At 46.3% G+C, this 19,031-nt stretch carries 13 protein-coding genes; 4 read left to right on the forward strand and 9 right to left on the reverse strand.

Annotated features, from left to right (window positions below; translation table 11 throughout):
* Window positions 1–5 precede the first annotated feature (5 nt).
* The 9 genes from ABDW16_RS10835 to ABDW16_RS10875 form a co-directional block, all read right to left on the reverse strand.
* Window positions 6–575 carry an aminodeoxychorismate/anthranilate synthase component II gene (locus ABDW16_RS10835; RefSeq protein WP_343669661.1) on the reverse strand — a complete coding sequence of 190 codons (570 nt, stop codon included), beginning with the start codon at window positions 573–575 and terminating at the stop codon, window positions 6–8.
* Window position 576: 1 nt separating this feature from the next.
* The gene (locus ABDW16_RS10840; RefSeq protein WP_343669662.1) at window positions 577–1,983 is read right to left on the reverse strand and encodes an anthranilate synthase component I family protein; all 1,407 of its coding nucleotides are present in this window, start codon (window positions 1,981–1,983) and stop codon (window positions 577–579) included.
* A 335-nt stretch (window positions 1,984–2,318) separates the two neighbouring features.
* Entirely contained in the window at window positions 2,319–3,455 is a 1,137-nt protein-coding gene (gene hisB / locus ABDW16_RS10845; protein ID WP_343669663.1) for a bifunctional histidinol-phosphatase/imidazoleglycerol-phosphate dehydratase HisB, read from the reverse strand.
* Complete coding sequence (gene hisC / locus ABDW16_RS10850; RefSeq protein WP_343669665.1) at window positions 3,456–4,505, reverse strand: histidinol-phosphate transaminase; 1,050 nt, start codon at window positions 4,503–4,505, stop codon at window positions 3,456–3,458.
* Window positions 4,506–4,520: 15 nt separating this feature from the next.
* Window positions 4,521–5,795, reverse strand: coding sequence for a histidinol dehydrogenase (hisD, locus tag ABDW16_RS10855; RefSeq protein ID WP_343669667.1), 1,275 nt, complete (start codon window positions 5,793–5,795; stop codon window positions 4,521–4,523).
* 13 nt (window positions 5,796–5,808) lie between these two features.
* Window positions 5,809–6,663, reverse strand: coding sequence for an ATP phosphoribosyltransferase (gene hisG, locus ABDW16_RS10860; RefSeq protein WP_343669668.1), 855 nt, complete (start codon window positions 6,661–6,663; stop codon window positions 5,809–5,811).
* 448 nt (window positions 6,664–7,111) lie between these two features.
* Window positions 7,112–9,403 carry a beta-glucosidase BglX gene (gene bglX, locus ABDW16_RS10865; RefSeq protein WP_343669670.1) on the reverse strand — a complete coding sequence of 764 codons (2,292 nt, stop codon included), beginning with the start codon at window positions 9,401–9,403 and terminating at the stop codon, window positions 7,112–7,114.
* A gap of 142 nt (window positions 9,404–9,545) precedes the next feature.
* Entirely contained in the window at window positions 9,546–10,994 is a 1,449-nt protein-coding gene (locus ABDW16_RS10870; RefSeq protein WP_343669672.1) for a glycoside hydrolase, read from the reverse strand.
* Between the two features lie 23 nt (window positions 10,995–11,017).
* Window positions 11,018–11,992 carry a pectinesterase family protein gene (locus ABDW16_RS10875; RefSeq protein WP_343669674.1) on the reverse strand — a complete coding sequence of 325 codons (975 nt, stop codon included), beginning with the start codon at window positions 11,990–11,992 and terminating at the stop codon, window positions 11,018–11,020.
* 111 nt (window positions 11,993–12,103) lie between these two features.
* Here ABDW16_RS10875 and ABDW16_RS10880 point away from each other — a divergent pair, with 111 nt between their 5' ends.
* The 4 genes from ABDW16_RS10880 to ABDW16_RS10895 all read left to right on the forward strand — a co-directional run bounded on the left by ABDW16_RS10880 (window position 12,104) and on the right by ABDW16_RS10895 (window position 19,014).
* Entirely contained in the window at window positions 12,104–12,694 is a 591-nt protein-coding gene (locus tag ABDW16_RS10880) for an RNA polymerase sigma-70 factor (RefSeq protein ID WP_343669676.1), read from the forward strand.
* 163 nt (window positions 12,695–12,857) lie between these two features.
* On the forward strand, window positions 12,858–14,036 hold the full coding sequence (locus ABDW16_RS10885) for a FecR domain-containing protein (protein ID WP_343669677.1): 1,179 nt from the start codon (window positions 12,858–12,860) through the stop codon (window positions 14,034–14,036).
* 220 nt (window positions 14,037–14,256) lie between these two features.
* Complete coding sequence (locus tag ABDW16_RS10890; protein WP_343669679.1) at window positions 14,257–17,613, forward strand: SusC/RagA family TonB-linked outer membrane protein; 3,357 nt, start codon at window positions 14,257–14,259, stop codon at window positions 17,611–17,613.
* A gap of 21 nt (window positions 17,614–17,634) precedes the next feature.
* Window positions 17,635–19,014, forward strand: a complete 1,380-nt coding sequence (locus ABDW16_RS10895; protein WP_343669680.1) for a RagB/SusD family nutrient uptake outer membrane protein — start codon at window positions 17,635–17,637, stop codon at window positions 19,012–19,014.
* Window positions 19,015–19,031: the final 17 nt, after the last annotated feature.

The following is a 19,031-nucleotide window of genomic DNA, read 5'->3' on the forward strand; positions in this document are numbered from 1 at the left end:
GGGATTTATGCATTTAACCAGTTACGGATGATCTTTTCCCCTTCTGGTGTAAGTACGCTTTCAGGGTGAAACTGTACGCCGCTCACATCATATTGCTGATGTTGCAGTGCCATGATATAGCCGTTGTCGTCCTTTGCAGTCACGGTAAGGCTGGATGGCAATGTTTTTTCATCTACTACCCAGGAGTGGTATCTGCCTACTTCGAGTTGATCGGGGAGGCCGTTGAATAATCTGCCTTCCCTGCTGATGATGTTTACAGTAGTAGCTACCCCGTGGTACACCTCTTTCAGGTTGATCAGGCTGGCGCCGAAAGCTTCGCCAATGGCCTGCTGGCCAAGGCATACGCCGAATATGGATTTGGTAGGTGCATATTCTTTGATCAGCGGCAGCAACAATCCTGCTTCTTCCGGTATACCAGGACCGGGAGAAAGGATGATCTTGTCATAGTCTTTTACTTTTTCCAATGGAATTTCATCATTACGAAATACACTGACTTTGCCGTTAATGATCTTCTCCACCAGGTGTACCAGGTTGTATGTAAAAGAGTCGTAGTTATCAAACACAAGAATGTTCATGTCAGATTTTTTGTGCCAGCAGAATGGCCTGTTTTAATGCATTCAGTTTATTGTTCACTTCATCTTTTTCCGATTCGGCCACGGACTTTGCTACCACACCGGCACCTGCCTGATAATACAGGGTATTGGATTTGCTCAGGATACTGCGGATCATGATCGCATGGTTAAAGTCGCCGTTGAAACCTACGGAGCCTATACATCCACCATAGAAACCACGTTGTGTAGGCTCATACTCGTCAATGATCTGCATGGCCCTGTATTTTGGTGCGCCGGAAAGCGTACCTGCAGGGAAGGTGGCTGCCAGCAGGGAGAAAGGATTGCCCTTCTGTACCTTGCCGGATACTTCGCTTACCAGGTGAATGACGTGTGAGTAATATTGGATATTGCGGTAAGAATCTACCACTACATCAGTAGCGAGGCGGCTCAGATCATTGCGTGCCAGGTCTACCAGCATCACATGTTCTGCATTTTCTTTTGGATCTTCCAGCAGCAGTTTCGCCAGTCTGCGATCTTCCTCATCATTGCCGGTACGGCGGAAAGTGCCTGCTATCGGGTGAATGGTGGCTTTACCATCTTTGATGATGAGCTGGGCTTCGGGAGAAGAACCCATTAATTTATAATCGCCATAATCGAAGAAGAAGAGATAGGGAGAAGGGTTGATGGAGCGGAGTGCACGGTACACGTTGAATTCGTCGCCTTTGAAAGATTGGTTGAAGGCCCTGGATAATACTACCTGGAATACATCGCCCCGAAAGCAGTGTTGTTTACCTTTTTCAACAATTTCCATGTACTGCGCATCGGTCATATTACTCTGCTCATCCCCGGTAGTGGTGAAGGAGTAGCTCGGTACATCCTTCGAGCGGATCAGTGATTCTATCAGTTCGAATTCGCTGTCCAGGCCATCTACACTGTTTTCGCAGAGATACAGTTCATCTTTGAAGTGGTTGATGACGATCACGTATTGATAGAAACGATAGCGCATGAGGGGGATGGTATTCCCGTTTGCTTTATTCTTATTGAATTCTATTGTTTCAAAGAATTGTACGGAGTCGAAAGTACTGTATCCGAATAAGCTGTGAACGACGGGCAGCACTGGCTTGTCAGCGAAAGAGAAGTTGCCGAGAAACTTCTGGAGCTCGTCGAGCACGCTCTGGCGGCTTTTGAGTTGTTTCCTTTCTGGCGGCAGGTTCGGATACTTGAATTCAAAGTCGGTGGTGCTGGTGACTTCGATACCTGCAATTGGTTTGATACAGATAAAGGAATAGCTGTTCTCACTGGCACGGTAGTCGGTACTTTCCAGTAGTACGGAGCCAGGGAACCGGTCACGAAGACGCAGGTAGATGCCCACGGGGGTGAATACATCTGCCAGCATTTGCTTTGATCTTGATTTTACTTGAATACTACCCATTTGATTTTGATTAGGTATTAAAACGAAGAAGGCCCGCTGTGTAACAGCGAGCCTTCGAATTATATATGATCACTACGGATCATGGCACTGTAACACATTATCAGGAACTGATATTGTGCCACCACCAATGATTGTTTGTAATGATTGAGTTCATGTTTTGTTTTATTTACGGAACAAATATCCGGGGAATTTTTCAAAAATGCAAATGTTTTTTGGAGAATTACATCTGCCTTCGGCAGAAGATTTTTCGAAAGGGTGGGCGCGCGCTGGCGCGCAAGCCTCCCCGGGAGCGTTTGATGATCCGGCGGTAGCCGGATCATCAAACGCGACAAATATTAAAGCAAACCCTTTGTACTTGGCAATTGCATATTAGATGGATTTCGCTTTACCGCCATCTTAATAGCCTTCGCAAAAACCTTAAAAATCGCCTCTATCTTATGATGCTCATTCTCCCCCTCTGCCTTAATATTCAAATTACTCTTCGAAGCATCTGAAAAAGACTTAAAGAAATGAAAGAACATCTCCGTAGGCATCTCCCCTATTTTCTCCCTATTAAATTTAGCATCCCAAACAATCCAGTTCCTTCCCCCAAAATCAATCGCCGCCTGCGCCAGACAATCATCCATTGGTAAGCAATAACCATATCGCTCTATCCCTCTCTTATCTCCCAATCCCTGTGCTACCGCCTCACCCAATGCAATACCCACATCCTCAATAGTATGATGCTCATCAATATGCAAATCACCTTTCGCCCTGATAGTAAGATCAATACTGCCATGACGCGCTATCTGGTCCAGCATATGATCAAAGAAACCCAAACCAGTGTGGATATCTGCTTTTCCAGTACCATCCAGGTTCAGTTCAATATGAATATCAGTTTCTTTAGTGGTACGTGTATGAGATACCTGCCGCAATCCCAGTTTCAGGAACTCATAAATCTTTTCCCAATCAGTAGATTCCAAAGCAATCACCGGTTCCAGCGCCTTCGCATCGGCACTCACTTCCGCACCACCCAGACCTGTTCCCTCATTCATCCAGATCGCTTTCGCCCCCAGGTTCTTCGCCAACTGTACATCCGTAATACGATCCCCGATCACAAATGAATTAGCCAGATCATAATCAGCCGTAAAGTACTGCGTCAGCATACCCGTACCCGGCTTACGCGTAGGCGCGTTTTCGTGGGGAAAGCTACGATCTATATGATACGCTTTAAAAATTACACCTTCATTCTCAAACGCACGAACAATGAAGTTCTGCGCCGGCCAGAATGTATCTTCCGGAAAACTCTGCGTTCCTAATCCATCCTGGTTCGTGACCATCACCAATTCAAAATCCAGCTCCGCTGCTATACGCGTGAGCCAGGTAAACACCTTCGGATAAAATTCAATCTTATCCAATGAATCAATCTGGTAAGTAGGTGGCACCTCTTTTATCAAAGTACCATCGCGATCTATGAAGAGAACTCTTTTCATTTATTTAAAATTGTTTATAGCTTTTACCAATGTCACATTCTCTTCCGGCGTACCCACTGTAATACGCAAACATCCGCCACACAATTCTACTTTAGAGCGATCGCGCACGATAATACCCTGGTCTACCAAATTATTGTAAATACCCTTTGCATCTGTCGTCTTTGCCAGCAAAAAGTTGGCATCACTTGGATACACATACTCTACCTGTGGCAATGCTTCCAGCGATGCAGCGAGTTTATCTCTCTCCACCACTGCATCTCTGATCCACTCATTCACCTGCCCGATATTGTTCAGTGCCTCCAATACGAGGTCCTGTGCAGACTGGTTGATGTTGTAAGGCGCTTTCACCTTGTTCAGTACATTGATAATATCATCTCCTGCAAATGCCATCCCCACGCGCAGCGCCGCCAGTCCCCATGCTTTGGAGAGTGTTTGCATCACTACGAGATTGGGATATTCAGTCAGCTCAGAGATAAAAGTCTTTTGACGTGCATAATTGATATACGCCTCATCTATCACTACAATACCATCAAAATTGTTCAGGATCATTTCGATGTCTGAACGGTCAATGGAATTGCCAGTTGGATTGTTCGGAGAACAGATGAAGATCAGCTTCGTATTCTCGTCCACTGCTTCCTGCAGCGCCGGCATATCCAGCTGGAAAGTATCCGGGGTGAGGGATACTTTGCGTACGATCACATCATTGATATTCGCACTTACTTCATACATACCATAGGTAGGTGGAAACAGTACAACATTGTCAATACCCGGACGGCAGAATGAACGATACAATACGTCGATCACTTCATCACTCCCATTGCCCAGGAAAATATTCTGTGGTGGTACCCCCTTGATATCCGCCAGTTTGTACTTTACCTTCCACTGCATAGGATCAGGATAGCGGTTATAATTCACCGGCAAAGGGGAACCATAACTATTTTCATTTGCATCCAGGAAAATGGATGCTTCACCTTTGAACTCATCTCTCGCTGTAGAATAAGGAACAAGGCGTTTTATATTGTCGCGTAATAAGCTATTTAAATCGAACATACAATAAGATTAAAATTATTTCAGACGGAGGGTCACCGCATTTTTGTGCGCATCCAACCCTTCTGCAGCTGCCATGATTTCGATGGTACTACCTATATTTTGCAAGCCTTCTTTGGTCAGGCGCTGGTAGGTGATCTTCTTCACAAAACTATCCAGCGATACACCACTGTAAGCAGTGGCATAACCATTTGTAGGCAGGGTATGGTTGGTACCCGAAGCATAGTCGCCCGCGCTCTCAGGAGAGTAGTTCCCCAGGAATACAGAACCTGCATTCACCACCGCATCTGCAATGGCAATATCATCTTTGCAGGCTACAATCAGGTGTTCAGGTGCATATGCATTCAGCAGTTCCATTGCTTCTTCATTGTCGCGCACCAGTATGATACGGCTGTTTTCCAATGCCTTTGCAGCTATGTCTTTGCGTGGTAATTGCGCCAGCTGTGCCGCTACCTGTTCCTGTACTGGTTTGATAATGTCAGCAGTGGTAGTCACCAGCAATACCTGGCTATCAGGGCCATGTTCTGCCTGCGACAGCAAATCGGCTGCTACGAAGGCCGGTACACAGGTTTCATCGGCCAGTACTGCTACCTCCGAAGGGCCAGCCGGCATATCGATGGCCACACCATCTTTGTTGATGAGTTGTTTGGCACAGGTTACATACTGATTGCCCGGGCCAAAGATCTTGTGCACGCGGGGAATGCTTTCTGTACCATACGCCATGGCAGCAATGGCCTGCACACCGCCTATCTTATATACGCGATCCAGTCCTATCTGCTCTGCTGCATACAGCACCGCAGGGTGTACTTCACCTTTTGCATTGGAAGGCGTGCAGAGAATGATTTCCTTACAGCCTGCTATCACTGCCGGGATACCCAGCATGAGGATGGTAGAAAACAGCGGTGCGGAACCACCCGGAATATATAATCCTACTTTCTCTATCGCCACCGGTTTGCGCCAGCATTGTACCCCAGGCATGGTTTCGATCACCTTGCCGGATTCATGCTGTGCTTTGTGGAAGACTTCTATATTTTGTTTCGCCTGTAAAATGGCTTTTTTTAGTGCGGGATCGAGGGTAGCAGCTGCCTGTGCAAACTCCGCAGGTGTTACTGCGAGTGCATCCAGCTGTACCTTGTCAAATTGCTGCGCATACTTGCGAACGGCTGTATCTCCATTCTGGCGCACATCTGCGAGAATATTGCCTACACTGGTTTCCAGTGCAGTGTTGTCAAACACCGGGCGGCGCAGCAGCTCCCCCCATTGTGAACGTTCTGGATATTCGAATACCAACATAATGACAGCGATATTAAATGATCATCTTTTCAATTGGAACCACCAGTATACCCTGGGCACCGGCGTCTTTCAGGCTTTCAATGATATCCCAGAAATCATTTTCATCCAGCACTGAGTGTACAGAACTCCAGCCTTCTTCTGCCAGTGGCAATACGGTCGGACTCTTCATACCTGGCAGCAGGGAGATGATTTCTTTCAGTTTATCGTTCGGTGCATTCAGCAGAATGTACTTGTTGTTCTTTGCTTTCTTCACTGCCTGAATGCGGAACTGGAGTTTGCGGAGAATGGCCTCCTGCTCCGGGGTAAGACTACCGTTGGAGATCAGTACTGCTTCAGATTTCAGGATCACTTCTACTTCTTTCAGACCGTTCATAAACAGGGTGGAACCACTGCTTACCAGGTCACAGATAGCGTCTGCCAGACCGATACCGGGAGCAATTTCCACGGAACCACTTATTTCATGAATATCTGCGGTCAGGCCATGTTCCTGCAGGAACTTTTCGAGGATCACCGGGTAGCTGGTCGCGATGCGCAGCTTGTCCATGTCTTTTACGCCATTGTATTCCACTGATTTGGAAACAGCGAGAGAAAGGCGGCATTTGCCAAACCCCAGTTTCTCTACTGTTCTTACAGGGCGGTTCTTTTCCAGTACCACATTTTCACCTACGATGCCGAGGTCAGCTACGCCATCTTCCACGTATTGCGGAATATCATCGTCGCGCAGGAAGAATACTTCCAGCGGAAAGTTACTGGCTTCTGTTTTCAGCTTGTTAACCCCGTTGTTGATGTCGATACCGCATTCTTTCAACAGCTTGATGGAATCGTCGTGTAAACGTCCTGATTTCTGAATGGCAATTCTCAGTTTCATGTTCTTGTTAATGTTCCGTGAAAACAAAAAAGGGGCTTACCGTTTGGTAAGCCCCTGATGATGTTCTAATATCCTGATAGTACATATAGTCATCCCAGCCTACCTGCGTGGTAAGAAATGATGGTGATGATGTGTATGTACGTTTGCGTTCATGTTCGTTTGAATAACGGTGCGAAGGTAGGAAGTATTTTTTAAAATAAAATTAAAATTTTAAGGCGGTTATTGAATCATTTCAAAGATAGCCTGACCAGATGGGTAAACCGACCCTTTCCCGGAGGTAAGCCGTAGATATCCCGTACCTCTATAGATACGGGATATCTACGGCTTACCTCCGGGTTATATACGGGATATCTACGGGTTACCTCCTTTTTTTGCCTAAGTTGACACTATAGAAAAGGGCTGGCCAAATACCGGCCAGCCCTTTTAAATTATATTTTTCAGTATTTTATTAAGGTATTAATGCGAAGTCTGCAGACTGTGTATCACGGCTGTTGCCACCTACAAATACAGAGAAGTCACCTGGCTCAGCCACATATTTCAGATCTTTATTATAGAATTTCAGGTCATTTACGCTCAGTTCAAAGGTCACTGTCTGGGTTTCGCCCTTCTTCAGGGAGATCTTTTTGAAGTTTTTCAGCTCTTTTACCGGGCGGGTCACACTTGATACCTTGTCACGGATGTACAGCTGTACTACCTCTTCCCCATCATAATTACCACTGTTGGTCACTGCTACGCTTACTTTCAGATTGCCGGTTGCGGATTGCTTCAGCTGGTTTTTGTCAATCTGTACAGGGCCATAGGTAAATTTAGTATAGCTCAGGCCATAACCAAATGGATACAGCGGTTCGTTGGAGATATCCAGGTATTTGGAAGAATATTTATTACTTGGATCTTCCGGACGACCGGTATTCTTATGGTTGTAGTAGATAGGAATCTGGCCTACGCTGCGTGGGAAGGTCATAGTCAGCTTACCGGCTGGGTTGTAATCACCAAACAGTACATCGGCAATGGAATTACCTGCTTCTGTACCCAGGAACCATGTTTCCACGATAGCGGGAATATGGGCGTCTTCCCATTCCAGTGTGAGCGGACGACCATTCATCAGTACCAGTACAACTGGTTTGCCGGTAGCATATACAGCCCGCAGCAGTTTTTCCTGGTTTTCAGGAATGCTGATGTCGGAACGGCTGGCAGCTTCACCACTCATACCGTAAGATTCACCCAGTGCCAGTACCACGATGTCTGATTGTTGTGCCAGGGCGACTGCATCCGCCAGCATACCGGCGCTGTTAGCCGTATCTTCGGCTGTCAATACCGCTTTTTGTAAGGCTCTTTTCAGCAGGGTTGTGTCGCTGGTATAGTGGGCACCACGTAGGTAAGTTACATTGCCCGCGCCGGAGAGTTTCTGTTTGATACCTTCCAGCAAGGTTACAGATTTGGTGTAATCACCAGCGGCAGACCAGTTGCCGATCATATCCCGCTTGCTGTCTGCCAGCGGGCCGATCAGGGCAATTTTCGCTTCTTTCTTCAGCGGCAGCAGTTGTTGCTGGTTTTTCAGGAGTACGATAGAGCGGGCGCCGATTTCGCGTGCAGTGGCACGGTTTTCAGGCGTCAGGATTTCCCTGGCAGCCCGGTCGTTGTCGCAATATAAATAAGGGTCTTTGAAGAGGCCCAGGTCATACTTGGCAGAGAGCACACGGTATACGCAGGTATCGATCTGTGCAATGGTGAGCTTCTTGTCGGCTACCAGCTTTGCCAGCTGCCTGGTATATATGCTGCCCTGCATGTCCATGTCTACGCCAGCCTTCAGCGCCAGTTCACCTACTTCGTATTCGTCTTTACCTACACCGTGTGCCATCATTTCGGTGATAGAAGTATAGTCTGTTACCACGAAGCCTTTGAAACCCCATTGCTTGCGCAGCAGGTCAGTCAGCAGCCATTTGTTGCCAGTGGCAGGGATACCGTCTATTTCGTTGAAAGAAGACATTACAGTGGCTACACCGGCATCGATCGCAGCTTTGTAAGGAGGCAGGTAGTACTCGTACATCTTCTGGCGGCTCATGTCTACGGTGTTGTAGTCACGACCGGCTTCCACAGCGCCATAAAGAGCGAAGTGTTTTACACAGGCCAGGATAGTATTGTTCAGAGAGAGGTCGGTACCCTGATAGCCTTTTACTTTCGCTTTGGCTACCTGTGTGCCATACCAGGTATCTTCACCTACCCCTTCGGCTACACGGCCCCAGCGGGGATCACGTGCAATGTCGACCATTGGGGAATACGTCCATTGCAGACCGTCTGCACTGGCTTCTACAGCAGAGATGCGGGCGCTCTTTTCCATGAGAGCCATGTCCCAGGTACAGGCTTCTCCCAATGGAATAGGGAAGATGGTCTTGTGACCATGAATGACGTCGTATCCGAATAATAAAGGAATTTTAAGACGGGTTTTCATTGCCATATCCTGTAACTGGCGAACATACTGCGGGGTGTAGGCATTGAAGATAGAGCCACAGCGGCCGGCTTCGATGTCTTTTTTATATCCCGCATTCATGAACGGGCCGGTAACGTCCATGTCGCTGGTGAGCAGGTTTAATTGCCCGATTTTCTCTTCCAGCGTCATTTTTTTGATCAGGTTATTAATAAACACCTGTTTACCATTCTGATTTGTCTTAATCTGTGCAGTTGTACCGCCTGCTATGCTAAGGGCAAGCAGGCCGGCAAGGATTCGTTTACGGCTATTCATAACATGTGTGTTTTTGTTCGTATCAGAGGGGCGAAGATACAAAAATGAGATTGGTCTTATTATGATAAAAATTAGGAAAAAGCATAACGGGGCACTTCCGCCTTCGGCAGAAGTACCCCGTTATACATGTGGGCGTGTGGCCTTAGAGTGCCAGCACTACGGGTTTTAATTTTTTGCCCCGGTATTTTTCCACATTATCTACTAATATGATAAATCCCTTTTCTTTAAAATTCCAACTGACGGTGATCAGGTGTCCATGATAGGGAATGTTCGATAACTGAAACCATTTCCATGGCACCATGGGGTCAATGGTTACCTTATTACCCAATGATGGCCGGATGCCCACCAGGTCATTAATCACGAGATCACAAAAGCCGGAATGGTTGTAATAACTACTACGGGGATTATCTCCCTTTAACCAATATCCGTTTTTCTCATCCTGGTACTCTCCCAGGTAAGGTGCGCCATTTTTCTGGTGAGAACGGGCATAGGTTTTCAACATTTCATAATATATAACAGGGGTCATGCCGCCTTTATATTTATAATCACGCAGCAAATTGGATAAGCCTTTCAATGTTTGTGTGGTAGCAAACGGCCACAGCGCGCCATCCCACTCACAGCCTCCTGTGCCATGACTACGAAATGCCGGATGTCTTCTCTCTGCCGTTGTAATGCCCCAGGGTGCATTAAAACCGGCTGTATCTATCAATTGCTGCCATGCACGGGCATAGTTTGCCCGATCGTCAGGCAAATTAAAATACCAGGGAATAAAACCAATTTCCTCCCGCGCATCAGATAAGCCTCCTTTTGCTAACCGCACTTTAAAAAACGCTGCCTGGCTATCCCACATACTATCTTCTGTCAGTGATTTGATTTTAACGGCATCCGCAGCATATCTTTCCGAGAGCGTATCATTTCCGGCCAGCTTCGCCATTGCTGCCATAGCAATCGCATTGCCATACATATAGCTGTTAATGGTAGGCCGGATATTCTTCTCTTTCCTGCCGCCACTGATAGATTCTTCCATACCATCTTTTACATCAAACTGCCAGAATAGTCCACCAGGAAGGCGTTTTTCTTTTTCCCATAAACGATAATCAGCATCCATATATGGGAGTAGGCTCACAGCCATAGCAACATCACCACTCACCTTGATCCTTTCATACACGGCCCATTCCGCCCAGCTGCTAAACTGGTGAAACTTTGGCGCTTTCTGCTGCGCATCTGCCATAAACCAATACCTGATATCCTGGTTGATGTACTGGGTATCCCGCAGCCACCGGCCTTCATTAATATGATGTCCTAATGCACAACTCAGTGCATTGTACCTGCCTGCATGTTTTACAGGCAAAATAAACTCGGTAAATATGAAACCATCCGGGGTTTCCTTCAGGTGCTTTCTGAAAGTCCACCAACGATAATAGTAGGTTTTTTCTATTATACTATCCGGGCATTCCAGTAAAGGAATGTTTTTATTGAGCCATTCATAAGCCTGTGCATTATTCACATAGTTCTGCACGGTTTCACTGTCTGCAGCATTGAACTGGTTCACATAATGCTGCAGGGTACCCTGCGCAAATGCACATTGCATTCCAAAAAGACAAAATATTATAATCAGCGTCGTTCGGTTGGATCCCACGCGTTCAAAATTTTAGTGATTGTAATGGCTTTCGCCTCCTGCTTACTCAGTTGTTTAGACCAGCTCACCCGCTGGCTGGTGCCCGCCCCCGGGCCATTATTGTTATACTCCCTGTACCTGGCTGTCTGTTCATTTTCGACCTTATCCCAGTTATGCCAGCCCACAGGCAGAATATGTTTTCCTAACGTGCAATCCATAAACAATGTAGCGGCATAAGGCCGCCATGGACGCCCCAGGTACACTTTTGTAGCCGTATCTGCAGCGAACAGGTTGCAATGAATAAATACAAAACCATATGGCTGATTCACAGTCGTAGAAGCCGCTGTGATATAAGAGTTTCTTTTACTAAAAATGTTGCAGTCCTTAAATACCACCGTAGCTGCACCAAAAATGAAATCAGTTGTACCCTCTATATAGCAACTATCATAATACTGCCGGCTATCTTCCTTACCGGCATACAATGTATCCTGGTTGCCCAGCAACCTGCAATTCAGAAATATACACCTGTCTCCTTCCACATGCAGTGCTACTGCCTGTCCTACCTGGCCGGATGCATTTTCAATGGTCAGATTCCGGAGTACCACATCATTCCCCTGTACCAATACAGTATAAGAAGTAAATGTGCCGAACTTGTCCCTGCCATTTATATCCCGTCCACCAGGATAAGGTTTCCCTGAAAAATCACTATTGGTAATAATGGTACTGTCCCTGGATTCGCCAATCAAAGTAATCCCCGTTTTCCAGGAAGGAATGACCAGCTTTTCATGATAAGTTCCCTTCTTAATAAAAATGGTTACCCGCCAGTATTGAAAATCCCTTACGGCATTTACTGCATCCTGGATATTGGAAAAATCTCCGCTTCCATCGTGGGCGACTACCAGCAACTTTTTCTCCTGGGCGGAGAGTGAAACAGTAAAAAATAGCAGGCATAAATAAACAAGGTGCTTCATAACAGGAATTTATAGCAGGCGGAAGCTATAAAAATCCGTTTATTTACCGAAGGTTTATTTACGCAATCGTTACCGGAAAAAAATACAGTCTTTTGTGTAATTTTATCGTCGATGCACCACTCTGACGACATAGCACTGGTGAACAAGTTGGCGGGCAATGATGAAGTAGCCTTTGAGGCCCTTTTTCATAAGTATAAAGATAAATTATATTCATTCCTCCTACACCTTGGCAATTCTCCTACAGCAGCAGAAGACGTACTACAGGACGTGTTTATGAAGCTATGGACACACCGTACCCAATTGGGTGATGTGGGCAATTTCAACGCATATTTATTCCGCATGGCGGCCAACCAGGCCATCAACCTGATGCGCAGGCAGAGCCGGGAAATTAAGATTCTCGATGAGCTACAATTGTATACCATCGATGAAAACGGTACCGCCCAGGCCATGTCGGAGAAGGAAGTGCAGGAAGTACTGGCAAAAGCGCTTGCTACCCTGCCACAGCAACAATATAAAGTGTTTATGCTCAGTCGTGAACACGGACTCAGGTACGAAGAGATAGCGGCTGAAATGGGCATCTCTGCCGCCACGGTACGCAACCATATGGTACAGGCGCTCAAAAAAATAAGGGTTTACCTGGAGGCTTCACATATTATTAGTATAATTTACCTGTATATCATATTAGCAGAAAAAATTAAGTAAGCCGGCTGCAAAGCCATTTAATATTCCACTTATCGGCGGGAAAGCTCGTAAACCAATAGCCAAAAAAATATTTAAAAAAAATTTTCGGGTCGACTAGACCGAAAGCCTCATTTATTTGTCTTATACGTAAGGGGACGAACTTTTTGTAAAGAAAATCAACCACATGTCGATAGACAGGATCACAGCATTATTGGAGAAATTAACATCCGGCACCTGCACCTGGCAGGAGAAAAAAGAGCTATTCTCACTCATTGACCAGGTAGATGATCCGCAGCTAAAAGCTGTGCTGGAAACTGCATGGCTACAATATAACCAGCCAATTCATAACCTATCTGACACCACTTCAAGAGTTATTCTAGACAACATTTTACAACGGAACCAGCCAACGAGGGTTCTATTTATCCGTAAATGGCGCGTTGCGGCTGTTGCGGCCGCAGCTGCGCTATTCATCGGCATCAGCATTTACAAATTTACGGGCACGCCCACTACGACACAGGCACCTGTTGCTATCGCATCAAACATCAAAGCCCCTGCTACCCACAAAGCCACCATCACATTATCTAATGGACAACTGGTGCCGGCAGACAGTATTACCAACGGCCAACTGGTTATGCAGGGTCAAACCAAAGTAGTCAGACTCGCCAGCGGGGAAATCGTTTACCAACCACAGGGACAACACAACGAAGTTTTATTTAATACGCTTACAAATCCAAAAGGAAGCCAGGTGACGAGTATCACATTGTCTGACGGATCGCATGTATGGCTCAATGCAGGCTCTTCTTTAACTTATCCGGTTGCCTTTTCAGGCAGGGAAAGAAGGATCACCGTAACGGGTGAAGCCTATTTTGAAGTAGCATCTGCCGGAGACCATACCATACCTTTTCTCGTAAATATTAAAACCAACCAAAGAGATAGCAGCCTTGTTACTGTGCTGGGCACACATTTTAATATTAAAGCTTATGAAGATGAACCTGATACCAGGGTTACGCTCCTTCAGGGCAGTGTTCAGGTGGATCATCAGCGACAGGGCATCCGGATTGTTCCGGGACAACAGGCTGCCTATGCCATGGGCCAGCCTATTAACATCAGTACACCTGCTACCGACCAGGTGGTAGCATGGAAAGAAGGGCTGTTTGCTTATCAAAGCAGCAGTATCGCCCAGGTTTTGCGCGATGCAGCCCGTTGGTATGATATAGAGGTAGTATATGCCGGAAAGGTCCCTGGTGACACTTTTACGGGTAGTATACCACGCACGGCAACGCTTACAGAGCTATTGTCTATCCTGCAGATGAGCCGGGTTCGCTTCCGGCTGGAAAACAGACAATTGACTGTACTGGATTAATTCCTTTACCGGGATCATGTGATTTCAGAAAAAACGCCCCGAATGGGGGTTCGGGGCGCGAAGACCTGAGTCACTTATCATAAATAGTCAAGCCAGACTAACTTATTTTTTTACCGTCAGAACGGAGTTCATCCGGGATGACTCAAATCCAGCCAAATCTATGCTGTTAAATGCAAACGGCAAAACATTGCCGTGTCTGTCAACCAAAATTCTGTTGACTATGAAGTTCACAGTATTGCTTGTATTGGTGGCCTGTTTGCAGGTGAGAGCCGCCACTTACGCACAAAATGTCAGTCTGAATGTTCGAAACGCTCCTCTTTCACAGGTATTAGCAGAAATTAAAAAACAGAGCGGCTACAATTTCTTTTACAATGATGCAATGGTTCGTACAGGAATACCTGTGACTATTGACGTAAAATCTATGCCTATTGAAGATGTTTTAAAGCAGGCGCTGCTCAATCAGCCGCTTACCTTTTCCATCGTCGACAGAACAGTGGTCCTGAAAGATAAGATGGCACAGCCGGACTTTACTTCTCTGCCAGCGCCACCGGAAGATCTGCATGGCCGTGTGGCCGATTCCCTGGGGAATATGCTGATTGGCGCCACTGTTCGTGTGAAAGGGACGAAAGAAGTAGTGATTACTGATGGCAATGGTAATTTTGTTCTCAAAAATGTAGATGACAAACAGGTCCTGATCGTTTCCTTTACAGGCTATGTTACAAAAGAAGTACCTGTTAAAGAAGGTAGCAACAGGGTTTACCTGATCAAATTGTCCCGCTCCAACAACCCGCTGGATGAAGTACAGGTAATCGCTTATGGTACTAATACCAGACGTTACAACGTAGGTAATGTGGCGACTTTGACTTCGGCAGATATCAAAAGTTCAGGTGCTACCAATATCACGAATGCCCTCAATGGTCGTGTACCTGGTCTGGAAGTAAATGTTTTCAGTGGTGTTCCGGGAGCAAGACAAACGTTTCAGTCCAGGGGACAGAATACACTGTCAAGCTCCGCAACTGCAATCGCATTCGATCAACCCCTTATTATTGTAGACGGTATTCCGCTGCCTTCGCAGAATAACGACATTTCGATGTTGCTTAACAGTTTCAACTCCGGTAACGGCGCCAGTGGTTTTAGTGCATTGAATGGCCTGAACCCTTCAGATATTGAGAGTATCAGTGTACTGAAAGATGCAGATGCTACTTCTATCTATGGTTCACAGGGTGCGAATGGTGTAGTGGTGATCACTACCAAAAAAGGCAGGCCAGGCAGAAGCCGGGTGAATGTAAGTGTGGTTACTGGTCCCAGCAAGATTTCCCGCGGCTTGGATATGATGGATACACAGCAGTACCTGCGTATGCGTCATCAGGCAATCACCCTGGATAGTATTACTACTTTCCCCGCAGATCAGAGTTATTTCAAAGACCTGTTTGTATATGATACTACAAAGTACACCGACTTTGTACAGAAATATTATGGTGGTACTGCCAACAGTACTGATGCACACCTCAGCATGTCTGGTGGTTCCTTTAACAGCACTTATATGGTGTCTGCAGGTTATACCAGGCAGTCCTATAACCTGCCTGGCGACTTTGCAGATAAGCGATACACTTTGCACAGTGCATTGGGTACCCACTCTTCAAATAACAGGATAAGGGCTGATTTTGGCAGTGATGTATCCTATGAAACCAACAACTCTTCAGGCAGCACCTCACTGGGTAAAGCAATGATGACAGTACCGGACCATCCGGATATGCTGGATGCAAAAGGCAACCTGGTATGGACGTACAAGGGGCAGGATGTAAGTGGCGATCAGTTGCTGGCAGAATTAAAAAAGCCATTCAACCTCAACAGCTACCTGTTCAATAACTATCTCCGCCTGGGTTATGAAGTTATTCCCGGTCTGAACATCGCAGTAAATGCTGGTTGGGCCATGAATATGACCAAACAGTATAGTGCAACGCCGCTGGCTGCTGCGAACCCGACCACTGGTGCCACTGCAGGTGCCAATTTTGGTCAGAGCAATAACCAGAACCTTAACGTAGAACCACAACTCGATTATAAAAAGACGATTGGTGATGGTGAACTGCAGGTATTGCTGGGTGGTACTTACAGGAAAGCAACCAACAGCTTTAGCCAGCAGCTGGGTACCGGTTACACTGACGATGGATTACTGGGAACCATCATGGCAGCAACCGCTATAACCAATTCAGATGGTGCCAGTATCTATAAATATGCAGGTGGATTCGGCCGTATTAACTATGTCTATAAAGATAAATATATCATGAACCTGACCGGCCGTCGTGATGGTTCCAGCAACTTTGGCCCCGGCCACCGCTTTGGTAATTTCGGTGCTATAGGTTTGGGATGGATCATCTCTGAAGAACCATTCATGAAGCCATTGAAAAAAATACTCAGCTTTGCGAAAATTTCCGGCAACTACGGTACCAATGGTTCTGACGGTAATGCACCTTATAAGTACCAGCCATACTGGAAAGTGGCTTCCATCAGCAGTACCCAATCTTTTGACGGTACCCGTCCTTATGTTGCTAATAACCTTTATAATCCGACCTATAGCTGGGCTTCTAAACACTCCATTAACCTGGGACTGGACCTGGGTTTCATCGAAGATAAAATCCTGGTGAACCTGGCATATTATCGCGCCAGAACCGGCAACCAGCTGACCGCCTATACATTGCCTACGCAAACCGGTTTTAGCAGTGTCGTAAAGAATATGGATGCGGTGCTGCAGGATGCAGGTCTTGAGCTGTCTATAGCTACCCGCAATATTACTACCAAAGATTTCAGGTGGACTACGAACTTCAATATTTCCGGAAACAGGAATAAACTGGTTGCATTCCCTGGTTTAGCCACATCTGCATATGCAGCTACCTATTCAATTGGTAAATCAACCAGCCTGGTATATGGATTCAAATATGCAGGTATCAACGATACCACCGGTGTATTTCAGTATTACAAGGGCAATGGAACCATCACTTCTTTACCAAGCTATTCCAACGTTGCAAAAGGTGGAGACATGCAGGCGATCGCCAATGCCCAGACAGATTTCTATGGTGGTCTGAACAACACCTTCACTTACAAAAACTGGAACCTGAGTTTGTTCTTCAAATTCAGCAAGGCCATGGCCAAAAACTACCTGAATGGAATCCAGTACGCTTCTCCGCTGCCAGGTGGCCAGATCAACCTGCCTGTATTTATGCAGGATATGTTCTGGACCAAACCAGGTGATAATGCAACATTACAGCGCCTGACCACCGGCTATTATGGTGCTGCTAAAAACGGTACCCTGGCACAACGTGCAGGCAGTTACTTCAGCAGCTCTTCTGCAGTGTATAGCGACAACACTTACCTGCGTCTGAAAAGTGTGGCGGTGTCCTATTCACTGCCTGCATCTTCAGTGAAAAAACTGGGCATTCAGAGCTGCGCATTCAATGTAACTGCACAGAACCTGTTCACTATTACCAACTATAAGTTTGGTGATCCTGAAATGCCGGGTACACTTTATACCATACCAATGCAGCTGATCGTAACTGGTGGTTTCAACCTGGAGTTCTAATTGTTTAAATTCTTATCTATCATGAAAAAAAATCTTGCTCTATATATCGTTGCTGCAGTAGGCTTGTTTGCTGTTTCCTGCAACAAGCTGGTTGATATTCCGGATCATCCGATTGATCAGATCTCAGAAGGTACCGTATTCAGTGACAGTGCCGATATCATGTCTGCTGTAACAGGTGTGTATTCCAACTTTAAAGCCAATACTTCCGGAGGTTCCATTGGCGCTACCCTGGTGACTGTGAATATGGGACAGGCAGCTGACGAGCTGACTTACGCCTATAGTACCACTTATATCAACAACGCTTATACAGCAGACGATGGAGCTGTCTCCAGCTTATGGAGTACTGCCTACTCCAACCTTTACCAGATGAATGCCTGCATTGCCGGCATCAGCACTACATCTGCCATTAGTGAGGCCCGCAAAAAAGCGCTGGTAGCTGAGATGAAATTTGACCGTGCCTTTTATTATTTCCAGCTGGTGAACCTGTTTGGAGGTGTGCCATTGGTGACTGTTACTGATTACAATGTGACAGCAACACAGCCAAGAGCATCTGTAGACGAAGTATATCAATTGATTCAGGCTGATCTGGCAGAAGCCCGCTCGGTGCTGACCGCAACCTATCCTTCTTCTTCAGGTAGCAAAATCCGTCCAAACCTATACACAGCAATGGCACTTTCTGCCAAGGTGTTCTTATATCGCCAGCAGTGGGATAGCGCAGCGATGATGGTGAACCAGATTTTAGCGTCCGGTCTTTATACAATGGCATCTACTCCATCCACCGTATTTCTTCAGACAAGCAATGAAGTCATCTGGAACCTGCCGGGTAGTGTAGTCAGCACTTCCAACTGGCAGACAGGTGAAGGGTATGCACTACTGCCATCCTCCATATATACGGCACCTGCTTACCAGATAAACGCGCTGCTGTTAAATTCATTTGAAGCAAATGACCTCCGTAAGACAGCCTGGATACTGCAATCAACATTGTATGGATCCACATACTATTACCCGGCAAAATACAAGAACAGAACATTTAGTGCTTCACCAACAGAGTACTATGTAATGTTCCGCCTGGCAGATATGTACCTCGTACTGGCAGAAGCAGAGGCACACCTGGGTCAGACAGGAAATGCGATCACCCACCTGAACATCGTACGTTCAAGGGCTGGCCTGGCAGGTTATGCAGGCAGCGACCAGGACCTGCTCACGGCTATCTACCACGAACGCCGTATCGAAATGGCTTTCGAATGGGGTAACCGCTGGTATGATCTGAAACGTACCGGTACCATCGATGCAGTATTAAGCGCCGGGAAAACAACCTGGCAGCCCCGTGCAGCATTGTTACCGATTCCAACCAGTCAGCTGACTGCCAATGTATATCTCACACAAAATGAAGGTTATTAATAATTTATAAACGAGAA

Source organism: Chitinophaga sp., from assembly GCF_039596135.1.
GTDB lineage: Bacteria > Bacteroidota > Bacteroidia > Chitinophagales > Chitinophagaceae > Chitinophaga.